The following is an 18,890-nucleotide window of genomic DNA, read 5'->3' on the forward strand; positions in this document are numbered from 1 at the left end:
ATGCCTATTTCACTCAAACGCCGTCCCTTGCTGCGCGTCCTGCTGGTGGGGTTGTTTGCCGCCCTGCTGGCACCGTCCAGCTACGCCGCCGACCCGGCCAAGCGCCTGCGCATCGGCATCACCCTGCACCCGTATTACAGCTACGTGAGCAATATTGTCGGCGACAAGGCCGACGTCGTGCCGCTCATCCCGGCCGGCTTCAACCCGCATGCCTACGAGCCACGCGCCGAGGACATCAAGCGCATCGGTTCGCTGGACGTGATTGTGCTCAATGGCGTCGGCCACGACGATTTCGCCGACCGCATGATTGCCGCCAGTGAAACGCCAAACATCAAGACCATCGAAGCCAACGCTGACGTGCCGTTGCTGGCCGCCACCGGGGTTGCCGCGCGTGGCGCAGGCAAGGTGGTCAACCCGCACACCTTTCTATCGATCAGCGCGTCCATCGCCCAGGTCAACAACATCGCCCGCGAGCTGGGCAAGCTGGACCCGGACAACGCCAAAACCTACACCGCCAACGCCCGCGCCTATGGCAAGCGCCTGCGGCAGATGCGCGCCGACGCCCTCGCCAAACTGACCAAGGCCCCCAACGCCGACCTGCGCGTGGCCACGGTACATGCCGCCTACGACTACCTGCTGCGTGAATTCGGCCTGGAAGTGACAGCAGTGGTGGAACCGGCACATGGCATCGAGCCCAGCCCGAGCCAGTTGAAAAAGACCATCGACCAACTGCGCGAACTGGACGTGAAGGTGATCTTCTCGGAGATGGACTTCCCGTCCACCTACGTCGACACCATCCAGCGTGAATCCGGGGTCAAGCTGTACCCGCTGTCGCACATTTCCTATGGCGAATACACCGCAGACAAGTACGAGAAGGAAATGGCCGGCAACCTCGACACCGTGGTGCGGGCCATTCAGGAGTCGGGCACATGACTGTCGCGCAGAACCTCGACATCGTCAGCCAGGGGCCAGGCATCGAGTTCAACCAGGTGAGCCTGACGTTGGGCCGCACAACGATTCTCGACCGCGTGCATTTCAACGTGCGCGCTGGCAGCGTACACGCGCTGGTCGGGCCGAACGGCGGCGGCAAAAGCTCGCTGATCAAGACCCTGCTCGGGCAGACACCGCATCAAGGCCAATTGAGCCTGCAATGGCCTGCCGCGCCGGGCCTGATTGGCTATGTGCCGCAGGCGCTGGAGTTCGACCGTGGCCTACCGATGACCGTCGACGATTTTATGGCTGCCATGTGCCAGCGACGCCCGGCGTTTCTGGGCTTGTCGAAACACTACGCGGCCGCGATTGGCGATGCGCTGGAACGGGTCGGCATGCAGGACAAGCGCAAGCGGCGCATGGGCGCGCTGTCCGGTGGCGAACGGCAGCGCGTGCTGCTGGCGCAAGGGCTGATTCCTGCGCCGCAATTGCTGGTGCTGGATGAGCCGATGTCGGCTCTGGATGAAGCTGGCATTCAAGTCTTCGAGCGCCTGCTTGGTGACTGGCGCCGAAGCGGTATAACGGTGCTGTGGATCGAGCACGATCTGGATGCGGTGCGGCGTCTGGCGGATCAGGTGACCGGGCTCAATCGCCGCGTATTGTTCGACGAGCCTGCCGCCACGGCACTGACGCCGGAACGCCTGCTGACGTTGTTTTCTGCTCATCCGCGCACTGCCGATGCCGTTAACGGGAGCGCCGTGTGATGGATTACGAAACGTTTCGCCTGTTCATTCAGGGCCTCGCTTCATCCGGCTATCTGCCGGAGGCGCTGGCCTATGGCTTTGTGGTTAACGCCCTGCTTGCGGGCCTGTTGATCGGCCCGGTGCTGGGCGGTCTGGGCACGCTGGTGGTGGTCAAGCGCTTTGCGTTCTTCTCCGAAGCGGTGGGCCATGCGGCACTGACCGGCGTGGCCATCGGCATTCTGCTCGGTGAACCGTACACCGGGCCTTATGGCGCGCTGTTCGGCTATTGCCTGCTGTTCGGTATCGTCCTCAACTACCTGCGCAACCGCACCGGGCTGGCACCGGACACGCTGATCGGTGTGTTCCTCTCGGTGTCGCTGGCGCTCGGTGCAAGCCTGCTGCTGGTACTGGCGGGCAAAATCAACGTACACATTCTGGAAAACGTGCTGTTCGGCTCGGTACTGACTGTCAACGGCAATGACCTGCTGGTGCTGCTGATCGTCGGTTCGCTGGTCATGGGCCTGAGCCTGCCGCTTTACAACCGCATCATGCTGGCCAGTTTCAACCCGCAACTGGCTGCGGTACGTGGCGTAGCAGTGAAGACGCTGGATTACCTGTTCGTGATTCTGGTCACGCTGATCACTGTTGCCGCCGTGAAAGTCATCGGCGCGATTCTGGTCGGAGCGTTGCTGGTGATTCCGGCGGCAGCGGCACGCCTGTTGAGCCAGTCGCTGAAAGGCTTTTTCTGGATATCGGTGGCGATTGCTACCGTCAGCACCCTGTGCGGCATTCTGCTGCCTATCGTCTTCGACCTGCCTGTGCCGTCCGGCGCGGCGATCATTCTGGTGGCTGGCGTTGCCTTTGCCCTGGCCGCCATCGCCCGCGGCACGCTGCCCGGCCTGAAAGGGAATATTGGATAAATGCCTACTTTACGTACATTGACCCTGGCGCTGGCCATGACAGGCCTGTTCAGCAACAGCCTGTATGCCGCCGACGCCAAAACCGACAACGCTCAACCGGTACGGGTGCTGGCCAGCCTGCCGATTACCTACGGTCTGGGGGAAATTCTGCTCAAGGACAGCGGTGTAATGCTGGAACGCGCTGCCGCGGCCAACCTGCCCGGCTCGCGTCAGACGGCGTATTTCACAGGGCGTGGCGCCGATGCCCTGCGCGGTCTGGCGAGCAATGCCGACGCGGTAATCGGCTTGCGTTCGATCTGGGCCGATGACCCGCTTTACCCTAATGCGCGCCGCAGCAATATTCGTATTGTCGAGATTGATGCAGCGCGGCCGGTGGACGGTGGTTTGCCGGGGATTGCTGTGCAGCCGGGCCAAGGCACTGACGGGCTGAACAGTCAGCCGTGGCTGGCGAGCAACAACATGGGGCGCATGGCCGATGTGCTGGCGGCGGACCTGGTGCGCCTGGCACCGAGTGCGAAGCCAAAGATCGAGGCCAATCTGGCGGCGTTCAAGCAGCAGTTGCTCAAGCTGAGTGCCAGCAGCGAAGCGGCACTGGCCGGTGCCGACAATTTAAGTGTGGTGAGTTTGTCAGACCGCTTCGGCTACCTGATCAGCGGGCTGAATCTGGAGCTGATCGACACTCAGGTGTTGACCGACGAGCAATGGACGCCCGAGGCATTGAGCAAACTGAGCGCGACTCTGAAAGACAACGATGTGGCACTGGTGCTTGATCATCGTCAGCCGCCAGAGTCGGTAAAGGCTGCAATTGAAGCGGCAGGTAGCACGTTGCTGGTGTTGGGGATTGATGGCGCTGATCCGCTGGCGGAGTTGCAGGGGGATATTCAGGGGATTGTTGGTGTGTTGGCTGGCAAGGGGTGAGGTTATCGTTGCGCACGTTCCGGCTTGAGAATGCAGTTCATGACGCTCTGGGTCGCGAGAGGACGCGGAGCGTCCAGAACGGCATGACGACGCGGAGCGTCGCACGATAGTCAGTTATCGTTGCGCACGCTCCAGCGTGGGAATGCGGGTCGCGACGCTCTGGGTCGCGAGAGGACGTGGAGCGTTCAGAACGGCATGACGACGCGGAGCGTCGCACGATAGTCAGTTATCGTTGCGCACGCACCAGCGTGGGAATGCGGGTCGCGACGCTCTGCGTCGCACGATAGTCAGTTGCGCAGCGTCGCACGATAGTCAGTTGCGCAGCGTCGCACGGTGGTCAAGGCTGTACCGGCCTCTTCGCGAGCAAGCTCGCTCCCACAGGACTTGTGTATAACACTCAATCAGGCCGTCTGGGCTTCCATTTTCTGGCGCAGGCTCAGGGGGCGCATGTCGGTCCAGACTTCTTCGATGTAGGCCAGGCACTCTTTCTTGAAGCCGCTTTTGCCAACGGTGCGCCAGCCGTTGGGGATGGCTTTGTAGTCGGGCCAGATCGAATACTGTTCTTCGTGGTTGACCACAACTTGAAAGACGATGTCTTCCCGATCGAATACTGAAGTCATTGCTGCTCTCCGTGTTGGTTCAGTGCTGCTGTGCCAATTCATAGCAGCTATAGGGATTGAACGTATCGCTACGTCGAAAAATTAAAGCTGTGCGACAGCGGCGTTGAGTGCGCGACCAAAGATTTCGGCCACTTCGTCGACCTGCTCGGCGGTGATCACCAGCGGTGGCAGGAAGCGCACCACGCTGCCGTGTCGACCACCCAGTTCCAGAATCAGCCCGCGCTTGAGGCATTCGCGCTGGACCAGCGGGGCCAGACGGGCAAATACCGGCGGATGACCCTGCGCATCGCGCACACCGGCCGGATCGACCAGCTCGACACCCAGCATCAGCCCGCGCCCGCGAATATCGCCCAGTTGCGGGAAGTCACGCTGCAAGGCACGCAAGTGCCCGGACAGACGCGCGCCCATCGCCGTCGCGTGCTCGCAAATATTGTGTTCCTGAAGATAGCGCATTACCGCCGAACCGGTAGCCATGGCCATCTGGTTGCCACGGAAAGTTCCTGCGTGGGCGCCCGGCAGCCAGGTGTCGAGCCATGAACGATAGACCACCACCGCCAGCGGCAGGCTGCCGCCGATGGCCTTGGACATGACCACGACGTCCGGGATGATCCCGGCGTGTTCAAAGGCGAACATCTTGCCGGTGCGGGCAAAACCGCTCTGGATTTCATCGACAATCAGCGCCACACCGGCCTTTTCAGTAATACTCCGCACGCCGCGCAACCAGTCCAGGTCAGCAGGAATGACCCCGCCCTCGCCCTGCACCACTTCAAGAATGACCGCTGCAGGCAACTGCACACCGGCTTCCGGGTCGTTGAGCAGGTTCTCCAGATAATGCAGGTTGGCGCGCACGCCCTGTTCGCCGCCGAGCCCGAACGGGCAGCGGTAATCATAGGGGTACGGCAGAAACTGCACGCCTGTGCCGAGCAACGCGCCGAGCGGCTTTTTCGGCCCCAGGCTGCCCATCAGGCTCAACGCGCCCTGGCTCATGCCGTGATAACCGCCCTGAAACGACAGTACCGTGCTGCGTCCAGTGGCAGTGCGTACCAGTTTCAGCGCGGCTTCCACCGCATCGGTTCCGGTCGGGCCACAGAACTGGATCTTCGCGTCATTGGCCAGCGCTGGGGGCAACAGACCGAACAGGTCCTGAACGAACTGGTCTTTGACCGGCGTGGTCAGGTCCAGGGTGTGCAGCGGCAACTCATCGCTGATCACCTGCTGAATCGCTTCGATGATCACTGGATGGTTATGCCCCAACGCCAGTGTGCCCGCGCCTGCCAGGCAATCGATGAAGCGCCGCCCTTCGACGTCCTCGACGTGAATGCCCTTGGCCCGCTTGAGCGCCAGCGGAATGCGCCGCGGGTAACTGCGCGCATTGGATTCCTGGCGATTTTGCCGGGCCAGCAATGGCGACTCTTCGAATTGGTAGAGCGTTTCAGCCGCTGCCGGGGCAACCCGTGTCAACTGATCATCGATAAGCCTGGTAGCGACTGACATCTGTGCAACCCTCAATACGCTGGTTGAATGACCTGATGCATGACGCTTGGCCATGCCGGTTCAGGCGTTTATTCCTTCCCTTGAAAACGCGCCAGCGAGCTGCGGATTTACACCCGGTAACGAGTTTTTTATCCGCAACGCCAGCGCGCCGACGAGAGGCCGATCAGAGCCCTTCCAGCTCCGCCATCAAGTCCGCCAGACGGTCGAATTTCTGCTCGTCAACCTGCGCTCCGCCAAGGCTTTGCAGATGCTCAGCCAACGCCTGAACGGTGTTGAATTCGAACATCGCTCGCAATGGCACGTTACGTTGCAGCAGCTTCTGCGCACGGGTGACGACCTGGGTAGCGAGCAGCGAATGCCCTCCCAACTCGAAGAAGTTGTCGGTAATGCCTACCCGCTCGACCTTGAGCACATCGGCCCAGATGGTCGCCAGTTGCTGCTCCATCTCGGTCTGCGGCGCGAGGTATTCCTGCTGTGCCTGACTGACGTCCGGCGCAGGCAGGGCCTTGCGGTCGAGCTTGCCGTTCGGCGTCAGTGGCATGGCTTCCAGCAGCACCAGATGCGCAGGCACCATGTAGTCCGGCAGGCTGGCCTTGAGGTGGTTTTTCACTTCGTCTCGCAGCGCATCGTGATCCGGCGTGGCAGCGCTTGGCACCAGATAGGCCGCCAGCACTTTGCCCAGCGGACCGTCGACGTCCAGCACCACCGTCTCGCGGATCGCTGAATGCTCCAGCAAGCGGGTTTCGATTTCGCCCAGCTCGATGCGATAACCACGAATCTTCACCTGATGGTCAACCCGGCCAACGTACTCCAGCACGCCGTCCTTGCGCCGCCGCGCCAGGTCTCCGGTGCGGTATAGACGCTCGCCCGGTGCACCGAACGGATGCGGTACGAACACCGGTACGCTACGCGAAGGGTCAGCGACATAACCACGACCGACTCCGGCCCCGGCCACGCACAGCTCACCCACTGCACCCAGCGGCACGAGGTCCAGCGCATCGTCGAGCAGGTACAGGCGGTTGTTGTCGGTCGGCGAACCGATCGGCAGATAAGCGCTGCGTGTGGACGCTGCATCAACGCGGAAGAACGCCACGTCGTCGGAACACTCAGCCGGGCCATAGGCATTCACCAGACCGATCTGCGGGTAGCGTTGCAGCCACTGGCTGGCCAGCTCGGGCGGCATGGCTTCGCCGGTCGGCAGCATCCAGCGCAGGCTGTCGAGCGCTGCCTGTTGCTCGGCGAGCAGGCCGGTTATCAGCGACGGTACGCTTTCCAGCACGCTGATGCGCTGCGCCTGCACATGCGCCAACAGGGCCTGCGGGTCGCGGGCGATGTCGTTCGGCACAATGTCCACCCGCGCGCCAAACAGCGGCGCGGCGAGGAACTGCCAGACCGAGATGTCGAAACTTTGCGAAGCGGTCTGGGCGATCACATCGCTGTCGCTCAGGTTCAGGTATGGCACCTTGCTCAACTGGTTGTTGAGCATGCCGCGCTGCTCGACCATCACGCCCTTCGGCAGCCCGGTGGAGCCGGAGGTGAAAATCACGTAAGCGAGGTTGTCCGGTGCGCTGTAGCGGCCGGGGTTGTGCTGCGCTGCTTCGCTCTGCTGCACAGTTTCCCAGACCAGCAACTGCGGACGAGCGGACTCGGGCAGCGCTTCAAGTAGCGCCCTGCCCTGTTCCAGACATTGCGCGCTGCACACCAGCAGCGGCGTGCCGCTCTGGCCGATGATGCCGCTCAGTCGCGAATCGGGCAGGGCCGGGTCCAGCGGCAGGTAACCGCCACCGGCCTTGAAGCTGCCGATGATCATGCCCGGCAGTTCAACGCCACGCTCGGCAAGCAAGGCAACCGGCTGATCGAAACTGACACCGGCTTCGATCAGGGCATGGCCCAGACGGTTGCTGGCAATATTCAACTCGGCATAGCTAAGCTGGCGCTCCAGGCAACTGACCGCAATACGCTGCGGATGCGCCGCGACCTGTGCTTCGAACAGTTCGACGTAGCTTTTATCCAGCGGGTACGCGTGCTCGCTCTGGTTGCAGCCCTCAATCAGGAACGAGCGTTCCTGCTCGCTGAGCAGTGCCAGTTCGCTCATGTCGCCGTGGAAGCCTTCGATCAGCGCCAGCAGCAGGCGCTTGAACTCGCCGAGCATGTTCTGCACGGTGGATTCGTCGAAATAACGCTGGTCGTAAGACAGGTGCAGGCCCAGGTCATCACCCGGATAGCAGACGGCCGTCAGCGGATAGTTGGTGTGGGTGCGGCCGGAATCCGACGTGGCGTTGAGGCTTTGCGCACGGTCGAGCACCGAAACTTCCACCGGTGCGTTCTCGAACACGAACAGGCTGTCGAACAGCGGCTGGCCTTTGGGCAGTTCGCTGTTTTCCTGGATGGTCACCAGCGGCAGGTATTCGTACTCGCGCAGTTGCATGTTGCTGTCCAGCAACTGACTCAGCCACTGGCGCACGCTGCAACGCTGATCGTCGCCGGGCATGCCGACGCGCAGCGCGATGGTGTTGATGAACAGCCCGACGGTGCGCTGCATTTGTGGCAGCTCCACCGGACGACCGGCCACCGTGACGCCGAACACCACGTCGCGATCACCGCTCATGCGCCGCAGGGTCAAGGCCCACGCTGCCTGGGCGAAGGTGTTGACGGTCAGTTGATGCTGCTGCGCCAGCTCGCGCAGTTGTGCGCCGTCGCGTTCATCAAGGCGGGTATAGCAATCGCCCACGACCATGCCGCCGCTGTCGCCCGCATGTTCACGCAGGAACGGCCGGTCGCTGGGGATCGGCGTCGGTCGTTCGAAGCCGCGCAGGTTGTCTTGCCACCAATCCCGCGCCTGCGCCAGGCCACGACGTTGCAGCCAGCCGATGTAGTCGCGATAACGCGGTGCAGGGGTCAGTTGCGCATCGCGGCCTTCGCCCAGCGCAGTGTAGATATCGAAGAAGTCGTTCATCAGCAGCGAACGGCACCAGGCATCGATGAGGATGTGGTGGTTGCTCATCATGAACCAGTAGCGTGCCTCGTCGACGCGAATCAGGCGCAGGTGGAACGGCGGCTGATCGAGCAGATTGAAACCTGCCTCGCGCTCGGACTTGAGCAAGGTCTGCAAACGCGGCTCCTGCTGGTCCTCCGGTACATCACGCCAGTCCAGATAATCAATCGGCGTGCTGCCCGGCTTGTGGATGACCTGCAGCATGGTTTCGCCGATGTCCCAGCAGAACGAGGCGCGCAGCGCTTCATGACGGGCGATCACCGCCTGCCAGGCCTGGGCAAAACGCTCCGGGTCGAGCGCGCTGTTGATGCGGTAGCGGTCCTGCATGTAATACAGGCCGGTGCCCGGTTCCAGCAGGGTGTGCAGCAACATGCCCTCCTGCATTGGTGTCAGCGGGTAGACGTCCTCGATGTGCGTCGCAGCGACCGGCAGTGCGTCGAGTTGCGCCTGATCCAGATCGGCCAGCGGGAAGTCCGAAGGCGTCAGGCCGCCGCTTCCATCGCTCAGGCAATGGGCGATCAGCGCCTGCAAACGGGTCAGGTAGTCCTGCGCCAGCGCTTCGATAGCCGCAGGTTGATAACGCTCGGCACTGAAGGTCCAGCGCAGCAGCAGTTCGCCGCCATACACCTGGCTGTCGATGCTTAGCTCGTTGGGCAGCGGCGCATGCGGATCGTGGGCCGCGCCCGCTGACTCTTCCAGCGGACGGAACAACGCATCGCTGGCGAAGCTCTGGTCGAACTGACCGAGGTAGTTGAAGGTGATCGGTGCCACCGGCAGCGCCTGCATGGCGGCTTTGCTGGCACTGTCGGCCAGATAGCGCAGCACGCCATAGCCCAGGCCTTTGTGCGGCACCTGACGCAACTGCTCCTTGATCGCCTTGATCGACTCGCCCGGCGTTGCATCGCCAGCCACCGCTGGCGTGAGGCGCAGCGGATAAGCGCTGGTGAACCAGCCGACCGTGCGGGTCAGGTCGATGTCGTCAAACAGGGTTTCGCGGCCGTGTCCTTCCAGCTGGACCAGCGTCGATGGTTGCCCGCTCCAGCGGCAGACCACTTGCGCCAGCGCCGTCAGCAGCAGGTCGTTGACCTGAGTGCGGTAAGCGCTGGGTGCCTGTTGCAGCAGTTGTCGGGTACGTTCGGCATCCAGCCGCACGCTGACGGTTTGCGCATGACGATTCTGCTGGCCGCCCTGCGGGTTGTGGCACGGCAACTGCGCCACTGGACCGCCAAGCTGACACTGCCACACGTGCAGCTCTTCACGTAACGATTCGTTACCCGCGTAGGCCTGCAGGCGTGCGGCCCAGTCACGGAACGCACTGGTCTTGGCGGCAAAGCGCACTGGCGTTGCTTCGCTCAACTGTCGATAGACCGTTTGCAAATCGTCGAGCAGCACCCGCCACGAAACGCCATCGACCACCAGATGGTGAATGACCAGCAGCAGACGTTGCTGCCCCTGCGGACCATCGACCAGCAAGGCGCGCAACAGCGGGCCGTTTTGCAGGTCGAGGCTGCGCTGGGTGTCGGCGTACAGCGCCGCACACTCGGCCATGTCCGCAACCCGTGCCTGAATCAGCAGGGTTTCTGCCGTCACTGCACAGTGTTCAGCCTGCCATTTGCCGTTTTGCCCGGTGAAGCTCAGGCGCAGTGCGTCATGCTGTTCGAGCAGTGCACGCAACGCCTGCTCCAGCAGACGCGGGTCGAGTGCATTGAGCGGCTCCAGCACCAGCGACTGGTTCCAGTGCTGACGCTCGGGGATCGGCGTGTCGAAGAACCAGTGCTGAATCGGCGTCAAGGCGGACGCGCCTTGCAGCAGGCCCTGTTCAGCCTGAATCAGTTCGCTGGCGGTCGCCACGGCAGCCAGGGTCTGCACGGTCTGGTGCTGGAACAGATCACGCGGGCTGAAATGAATACCCACCTGACGCGCCCGGCTGACCACCTGAATCGACAGGATCGAATCGCCGCCCAGTTCAAAGAAGTTGTCGTTGAGGCCGACTTTCTCCACATTCAGCACCGCACACCAGATCGCCGCCAGCTGTTGCTCCAGTTCACTGGCCGGGGCTACGTAGTGCTGACGATTGAGTTCCGGGTCCGGTGCAGGCAACGCGCGTCGGTCAAGTTTGCCGTTGGCGGTCAGCGGCATGCTGTCGAGCAGAATCAGGTGGGTGGGCACCATGTAATCCGGCAATTGCGCCTTGAGGTGCGACTTGAGCGATTCACGCAATTGCGCCTGCTGCTCGTCGCCCTGCCCGGCCACATCAGTGACCAGATAAGCCGCCAGTTGCTTGCCCGACGGGGTGTCCAGCGCCAGCACTACGGCTTCGCGGATGGCCTCGTGCTCCAGCAAACGGGTTTCGATTTCCCCCAGTTCGATACGGAAGCCGCGGATCTTCACCTGATGGTCGATACGCCCCAGGTACTCCACCAGCCCGTCGGCGCGCTGGCGCACCAGGTCACCGGTGCGATACAGACGCCCGCCGTTGCTGGCAAACGGGTCGGCCACGAAGCGCTCGGCGCTCATGCCGGGGCGCTGATGGTAGCCCTGCGCCAGACCGGCACCGCCGATATACAGTTCGCCGCTCGCGCCCTGTGGCACCAGGGCCAGATCGGCGTCGAGAATATAGGCAACCCGCGCCCCGACCACACGACCGATCGGTACGCTGGCTTCGCCCTCTTCCAATTGCTGCGGGGCCAGGCTGGCCAACGGCATGACCACGGTTTCGGTCGGGCCATAGGCATTGAACAACAGTTCCGGCTGGAAGACTGCGCGAATACGCTGCAAGTGTTCACCGGTCAGCGCTTCACCGCCGGTGATGCACATGCGCACCGGCAAGGTCTGGCCTTGAGTGGCCAGCCACTGCGCCAACTGGCTGCCATAGCTGGGGGTGAAGCCGAGAATATTGACCTGCTGCTGGCGAATCAGCGTGCAGATTTCTTCGGCATCCCACTGGCCTTGAGCGCGCAATACCACGCGCGCGCCGCTGAGCAGAGGCACCAGCAGACGTTCGGTGGCGGCATCGAAGTTGATCGAATAGAAATGCAGTTCGCAGTCATCGGGCTGCATATCAAAGCGACGAATCACCGCCTGACAATGCATGGCTATTTCACCGTGGGACACCACCACGCCCTTGGGCTTGCCGGTCGAGCCGGAGGTGTAAATCAGGTACGCCTGATGCTGCGGCAGGCTGATAAACGGCAGTTCATCGATTGAGAAAGACGCCAGCAGCGGCTGATCGTCTTCCAGGCACCAGCGGGCCACACCGGCAGGCAGCTCGCCCAGCGCGGCAAACAGCGCACGGTCGCTCAACAGCAGGCCGACGCCGCTGTCTTCGATCATATAGTGCAGGCGTTCCAGCGGATATTCCGGGTCCAGTGGCACGTAGGCACCACCGGCCTTGAGGATTGCCAGCAGGCCGACAACCATATCCAGCGAACGCGGCAGCGCCAGGCCGACGCGAACCTGCGGGCCGACGCCGCGCTGGCGCAGCATTCCGGCCAGTTGGTTGGCGCGGGCGTCCAGCTCGGCGTAGCTCAGGGTCTCCCCGGCAAAGGTCAACGCAGGCGCATCTGCGCGCAGCCGGGCCTGCTCGGCGAACAGGCTGTGAATGCACTGATCAAGTCGTTGTTCGCCGGCTTCGACGCCGAGGCTGTCGAGCAGTTGCTGACGCTCGGCGTCCTGCAACAGCGGCAGTTCACTCAGGCGCTGTTGCGGCTCGGCGAGCAGTGCTTGCAGCAGGTTCAGCCAGTGCTCGGCCATCTGCGCGATGCGCGGCTCGTCGAACAGATCGGTGCTGTAGGTCAGGCAACAACCCAGGCGGTGATCCAGCTCGGTGACCTCCAGGTTGAGGTCGAATTTGGTGGCACGCGCATCGTTGACCAGATAGTCGACGGTCATGCCCGCCAGCTCGCGACTTTGCTGGAATTCCCAGCGCTGCACGTTGCACATCACCTGGAACAGCGGGTTGTAGGCCGCGCTGCGTGGCGGTTGCAGGGCTTCGACCAGATGATCGAACGGCAAGTCCTGATGCGACTGGCCTTCAATGACGGTGTGGCGAACCTGTTCGAACAACTGCGCAACGCTCATTTGCCCGTCAAGCTGCACGCGCAGCACCTGGGTGTTGAGGAACGCGCCGATCAGCCCTTCGCTTTCCGGACGAATGCGGTTGGCCACCGGAGCACCGATGCGCAGGTCATTCTGGCCGCTGTATCGGTAGAGCAGCACCGCCAGTGTGGCGGTCATGGTCATGAACAGGGTCAAGCCATTGCGCGCGTTGAACGCACGGACTTTAGCAGCCAGTTCGGGATTCAGGTCGAAACGGTACAGTTCGCCCTGGTGACTTTGTACCGGCGGGCGCGGCCGGTCGCTGGGCAATTCCAGCAACGGATGTTCGTTGCCCAGTTGCGCGGTCCAGTAATCCAGTTGGCGCTGGCGCTCACCGGCTTCCATCCACTGACGCTGCCAGACACTGTAATCAAGGTATTGCACCGCCAGCGGCTCCAGCGGCGACGGCTTGCCGTCAAGAAACGCCTCGTAGAGCAGGCCCAGTTCGCGGGCGAAAATGTCCATCGCCCAGCCTTCGGTGACGATGTGGTGCAGGGTCAGAACGAAGTAATGTTCAAGATCAGCCGCCTTGACCAGACAGGCACGCAGCAGCGGACCGGTCTCCAGATCAAAAGGCTGATGCGCCTCGCTGTCGGCCAAAGCCTGAAGGCGCTGCTGACGAAGCTCGGCAGGCAGCGCCGAGTAATCCTGCCATTGCACGCGCAGGCCGGTCTGTTCGCTGACCTTCTGGCAGGCTACGCCGTTGATGCTCGGAAAGGTGGTGCGCAGGGTTTCGTGGCGCAGGATCAAGGCTTGCAGCGCGGCTTCGAAACGTTCGATATCGAGCACGCCGTTCAGTCGAGCCATGCCGCCGACGTTGTACGCCGGGCTGTCCGGTTCCATCTGCCAGAGGAACCACATGCGCTGTTGCGAATAGGACAGCGGCACCGCCTGACTGCGGTCGACGCGGGCAATCGGTTGCAGGCTGCTGCGTTCGCCGGACAGCTGAATGGTTTGAACCTGTTCGACAAACGCGCCCAGCTCGCTGGCTTCGAACAGCGCACGCAACGGCAAATCGATATCGCAGGCCTGACGCACGCGGGAAATAATCTGCGTGGCCAGCAACGAGTGCCCGCCCAGCTCGAAAAAGTCGTCGCGCAGGCCGACGCGCGGCACGCCCAGCACCTGGCGCCAGACGGCGGCGATCTGCTTTTGCAGGTCGGTTTGCGGCTCGACGTGCTCGCGAGTCTGCCATTGCGGCTCGGGCAAGGCGCGTCGGTCCAGCTTGCCACTCGGACTCAGCGGCATGCTGTCGAGGCGCACCAGTTGCGCCGGGACCATGTAATCCGGCAGTTCCAGCGCCAGCGCCGATTTGATGCGCTCGGCCTGAACATCCTGTCCGGCTTCGGCAGTGTAATAACCGATCAGTTGCGGGCCCGCGGCGGTTTCGCGCACCAGCACGGCAGCATGACCGACGCCCGGCTGGGCCAGCAGACGGGCTTCGATTTCCTGCGGTTCGACGCGGAAGCCACGCAGTTTGACCTGCTGATCCAGACGCCCAAGGTATTCCAGCGCACCGTCAGCGGCCCAGCGCACCAGGTCGCCGGTGCGGTACAAGCGCTCACCTGGCTGGCCCAGCGGATCGGCGATAAAGCGTTCGGCGGTGAGCCCTGGACGGTTCAGATAACCGCGTGCCAGGCCAATGCCACCGATGCACAGTTCCCCGGCAACCCCGCGCGGCAGCGGGTTGAGCTCGCTGTCCAGCACCCGGCACAGCACGTTACCCAGCGGACGGCCAATCGGCGAACGCAAGCCGTCGCTAACCTGGCATTGCCAATGGGTGACGTTGATCGCGGTTTCGGTCGGGCCATAACGGTTGTGCAGTTGTACGCCCGGCAGTTGCTCCAGCACCCGGTTGCGCAGTTCGCTCGGCAACGCTTCGCCGCCAGAGAACAGGCGACGCAGGCTGGTGCATTGCTGCGCCAGCGGCTCGTCGACAAACAGCTGCAACAGGGGCGGCACAAAGTGCAGCGTGGTCACACCGTGCTCGTTGACCAGTTGCGCAATGCGATGCGGGTCGCGGTGTTCGCCGGGGCCTGCCAGCAGCAGGCGGCAACCGGTAATCAGCGGCCAGAAACATTCCCAGACCGACACGTCAAAGCTGATCGGCGCCTTCTGCATCAGCACGTCGCTTTCACTCAACCCATAAGTGTCCTGCATCCATTGCAGGCGCTCGGCCAGTGCACCGTGGGTGTTGCCGACGCCTTTGGGCTGACCGGTGGAGCCGGAGGTGTAAATCACGTACGCGAGATTGTCGCCGCTCAAATGCAGGCCCGGCGCGCTGACCGGCCAGCTGTCCAGGTGCAGCATGTCCATCGCAACCGTGCAGACCCCGTCTGCGCTCGGCAGGTCGCCGAGCAGATGGCTCTGGGTCAACAGCAGCTCGACGCCGCTGTCTTGCAGCATGTAGGCCAGTCGTTCAGTCGGGTAATCCGGGTCCAGCGGCACATAGGCGCCCCCGGCCTTGAGGATTGCCAGCAGACCGATCAACAGTTGCGGCGAACGCTCGGCGGCAATTGCCACTTTGATGTCCGGGCCGACGCCCTTGTCGCGCAGGTAATGCGCCAGACGGTTGGCCTGGGCATGCAGGCTGGCGAAATCGAGGCTGCCGCCCTCCCAGACCAGCGCAATGCGTTCCGGGGTTTGCAGCGCCTGACGCTCCAGCATTTCAGGCAGCCAGACGTGTGCAGGCGTGCAGGCGGCAGCGCTCCACTGCGTCTGCTCGGCCAGCTCGTCAGCGCCGAGCAATTGCACGTCGCCCAACGCAACCTGCGCCTGCTGGCTGACCTGGGTCAGCAACTGAACGTAGTGCCGCGCCAGACGCACAATGGTGTCGCGTTCGAACAGCTCGTCGGCGTAATCGAAGGACAGGTTGAGACGACCGTTACGGTCTTCCTCGCTGTGCAATTGCAGGTCGAACTTGGCCTCGCGGCTGTGCCACGGCAGTTCTTCGGCGAGCAACCCCGGCAGGCGACGCAGTGCGCCGAGGTCGCGTTGCTGGTGGTTGAACATGACTTGAAACAGCCCGTGTTCGCGGGCCTGCGGAAACGCTTCGACCAGTTGTTCGAACGGCACGTCCTGATGCGCCTGAGCTTCCAGCGCGGCCTGGCGGGTCTGGGCCAGCAGTGTGGAAAACGGCAGGCGCGGGTCAAGTTGCGCACGCAGCACCAGGGTGTTGATGAAGAAGCCGATCAGGCCCTGGGTTTCATGGCGCGGACGGTTGGCACCGGGCACGCCGATGCGAATGTCGGTCTGCCCGCTGTAGCGATGCAACAAGGCCTGGAAGCCCGCCAGCAAGAGCATGAACGACGTTGATTGCCAGGCTTGCGCGGTGTTGCGTACGGCGGCGCTCAGCTCGGCACTCAGGCGCACGCTATAACGCGAAGCGCTGTGCTGCTGACGTGCCGAGCGCGGACGATCAGTGCTCAATTCCAGGGTCGGCTGCTCATCGCCCAGTTGCTGCTTCCAGTAGTCGAGCTGGCGCTCGGCCTCGCCGTTTGCCAGCCATTCGCGCTGCCATTGGCCATAGTCGGCGTAACGCAGTGGCAGAGGTGCCAGTTCCAGTGGCTGCCCCTGAACTGCCGACGCGTAGAGGCGCGAGAATTCGTCGATCAGCACATTCAGCGACCAGCCATCGGCAATGATGTGGTGCAGCGTGACCAGCAACTGATGCTCTTCTTCGTCCAGTTGCAGCAGCGTAACGCGCAGCAGCGGACCGTTTTGCAGATCGAACGGCAGACGCGCCTGCTCTTCACGGATCGCCAGCGCACGGGTCTGGCGTTCTTCGCTCGGCAGATCGCTGATATCCACGGTATCGAAATGGAACTCACCGGGCGCGTCGATGCGCTGCAGGGCGACACCGTCATGCTCATAGAAGCGCGTGCGCAGCGATTCATGGCGCTCGATCAGGCGCTGGAAGCTGGTACGCAACGCCGTGGTGTCCAGTTCGCCACGCAGGTACAGACCACCGGGAATGTTGTAGGCGCTGCTTTGCGGGTCAAGTTGCCAAAGGAACCACAGGCGGTTCTGTGCCAGCGATTGTGGCAGATGCTCGTTGCCCGGCAGGCGGACGATAGCGTTCTGCGTCTGGCTGTCGCCTTGCGATGCGGCGATTTGAAGCGCTTCGATCTGCGCCGCAAAGGCGGCCAGCGTCGGCGCTTCGAACAGCAGGCGCAGGTTCAGGTCGATGCCCAGTGTTTCACGCAACCTTGCCACCACTTGGGTGGCGACGATGGAGTTGCCGCCCAGCAGAAAGAAATGATCGTCGGCGCTGACCTGCTCACACTGCAAATGCTCGCACCAGACGCTGGCGATCTGCGCTTGCAGGTCCGATCCTGTGCTCAGGGTCCGGTTTTGAAGCGTCGTATCGTTCGCGGGAAACACCGCGTAGCTGTCCAGGCTGCCATCGGCCAGACGCGTGCGGCAGGCCGAGCGCTGCAACTTGCCGCTGGAGGTTTTGGGCAGAGCGCCCGGATTGAGCAACACCACAACGCTCGGCGCTTCTTGAAACGCCTCGGCAACGGCCTGGCGAATGATCTTTATCAGCGCCTCGGCGGACAGCATTTTCTGCACGCTGCGGCTCACTTCGGCAGCGATCCCAATGCCTTCGCTACCGTCCTGATTGACTGCGAAGGCCGCAATACGGCCTTTGCGTACTACATCGACCTCGCGCTCGACGACTTTCTCGATGTCCTGCGGGTACAGGTTGTGGCCACGGACGATCAGCATGTCTTTCAAACGACCGGTGATGTACAACTCGCCATGCCGCTGAAAGCCCAGATCGCCGGTGCGCAGCCAGGTCTGGCCGTCATGCTTGACGAACGCCTTGGCGGTGGCTTCAGGGTTGCGCCAGTAACCGTGGGCGATGCTCGGCCCGCTGGCCCACACTTCGCCAATACGGTTTTCGTCCAGCACTTGCAGGGTGGCGGGGTCGGCGATCAATACGCCATGCCCCGGCTGGCCGGTGCCGCAGCTCATGACTGGCTGACCGTCGCCCAACTCTGCCACATTGCGCGCCAGCGCCTGAGTATTCAAACGCAGTGAAGGAATGCCTTTGCCGCGCTTGCCACCTGCCACGTAAAGCGTGGCTTCGGCCAGCCCGTAGGAGGCCATGAAGCTGTCCGGCGTGAAGCCGCAACTGGCGAACTTCTCGGCAAACGCATTCAGGCTGTCTTCGCGGATAGGCTCGGAGCCGGAATACGCCACGCGCCAGCGACTCAGGTCGAGCCGCTCCAGCGCCGAATCACTGACCCGCGCGCTGCACAGCTGGTAGGCAAAGTCGGGCCCGCCGCTGATGGTGCCGCCGTATTCGCTGATAGCTTCCAGCCAGCGCAATGGCCGCGTGAGGAAGTAGGCCGGGGCCATCAGGATGCACGGAACGCCACTGAAAATCGGCTGCAACAAGCCGCCGATCAGGCCCATGTCGTGATACAGCGGCAGCCAGCTGACGATCACGTCGTCCGGATTGACGTCGATGCCAAAACCATGACGAATCAACAGTTCGTTGGCAACCAGGTTGCCATGGCTGACCTGCACGCCCTTGGGCAAGGCGGTCGAGCCCGAGGTGTATTGCAGGAACGCGATGTCGTCGGTCTGCAATTGTGGCCCCTGCCAATTGTCGGCAGACGCACTGTCCAGCGTATCGACGCAGAGCAGTTGTGGGGCATCGGCAGCAGCCAGCTCATCCATCTGCAGCAAGGCGGGCTGCAGGTCGGAACCGGTCAGTACCAGCCGTGGCTCGGCATCGGCGATGATCGACAGCAGCCGCTCCTGATGATGACGACGGTTGGATTCCGGCGGGTAAGCCGGCACCGCAATGACCCCGGCGTACAGGCAGCCGAAAAACGCAGCGACATAGTCTGGCCCACTGTGAAACAGCAGAATCGCCCGATCCCCCGGCACGGCCTGACGTTGCAGCGCAGCGGCGATGGTCCGCGCGCGCAGGTCCAGGTCACGGTAGGTCAACACCAGTCCCTGGTCTTTCTCGTCGGTGAGGAACCGCAGCGCCAGCCGATCCGGCGTGTGCAAGGCGCGACGCTGAAGAGCCTGGGCCAGAGTGTCGGGGAGTTCAAACGCATCCATGATGGAGTTCCTGCTAGATTCGGCGTGCCAGATAAGATCTGAATTTCAAAAAGGCGCGCGCCCTGAGGTGGGCCGCGCGTGAGACAAAAAA

Annotated in this window: 7 protein-coding genes; 4 read left to right on the forward strand and 3 right to left on the reverse strand. The window is 62.9% G+C overall.

The window, feature by feature from the left end:
- Genes AO068_RS24420 through AO068_RS24435 form a run of 4 tightly spaced genes read left to right on the forward strand, consistent with a single transcriptional unit; the run spans position 1 to position 3,511 of the window.
- On the forward strand, positions 1 to 933 hold the full coding sequence (locus tag AO068_RS24420) for a metal ABC transporter substrate-binding protein (RefSeq protein ID WP_058409696.1): 933 nt from the start codon (positions 1 to 3) through the stop codon (positions 931 to 933).
- Positions 930 to 1,694 (forward strand): metal ABC transporter ATP-binding protein, encoded by a 765-nt coding sequence (locus AO068_RS24425; RefSeq protein ID WP_058409697.1) that lies wholly within the window; start codon positions 930 to 932, stop codon positions 1,692 to 1,694. The genes AO068_RS24420 and AO068_RS24425 overlap by 4 nt, the downstream gene beginning before the upstream one ends.
- Positions 1,694 to 2,593, forward strand: coding sequence for a metal ABC transporter permease (locus AO068_RS24430; RefSeq protein WP_005770695.1), 900 nt, complete (start codon positions 1,694 to 1,696; stop codon positions 2,591 to 2,593). The genes AO068_RS24425 and AO068_RS24430 overlap by 1 nt, the downstream gene beginning before the upstream one ends.
- The gene (locus AO068_RS24435; RefSeq protein ID WP_058409698.1) at positions 2,594 to 3,511 is read left to right on the forward strand and encodes a metal ABC transporter substrate-binding protein; all 918 of its coding nucleotides are present in this window, start codon (positions 2,594 to 2,596) and stop codon (positions 3,509 to 3,511) included. It begins immediately after the preceding gene.
- Positions 3,512 to 3,912: 401 nt separating this feature from the next.
- Here the strand turns inward: AO068_RS24435 and AO068_RS24440 are convergent, their stop codons facing one another.
- The 3 genes from AO068_RS24440 to AO068_RS24450 form a co-directional block, all read right to left on the reverse strand.
- Positions 3,913 to 4,131: an MbtH family protein gene (locus AO068_RS24440; RefSeq protein WP_003304661.1), complete on the reverse strand. Its 219-nt coding sequence runs from the start codon at positions 4,129 to 4,131 to the stop codon at positions 3,913 to 3,915.
- Between the two features lie 81 nt (positions 4,132 to 4,212).
- Positions 4,213 to 5,625, reverse strand: a complete 1,413-nt coding sequence (locus AO068_RS24445) for an aspartate aminotransferase family protein (RefSeq protein ID WP_058409765.1) — start codon at positions 5,623 to 5,625, stop codon at positions 4,213 to 4,215.
- A 163-nt stretch (positions 5,626 to 5,788) separates the two neighbouring features.
- Positions 5,789 to 18,799, reverse strand: coding sequence for a non-ribosomal peptide synthetase (locus tag AO068_RS24450; RefSeq protein ID WP_058409699.1), 13,011 nt, complete (start codon positions 18,797 to 18,799; stop codon positions 5,789 to 5,791).
- Positions 18,800 to 18,890: the final 91 nt, after the last annotated feature.

It is taken from the genome of Pseudomonas sp. ICMP 3272 (assembly GCF_001466905.1).
GTDB classification, from domain to species: Bacteria; Pseudomonadota; Gammaproteobacteria; order Pseudomonadales; family Pseudomonadaceae; genus Aquipseudomonas; species Aquipseudomonas amygdali.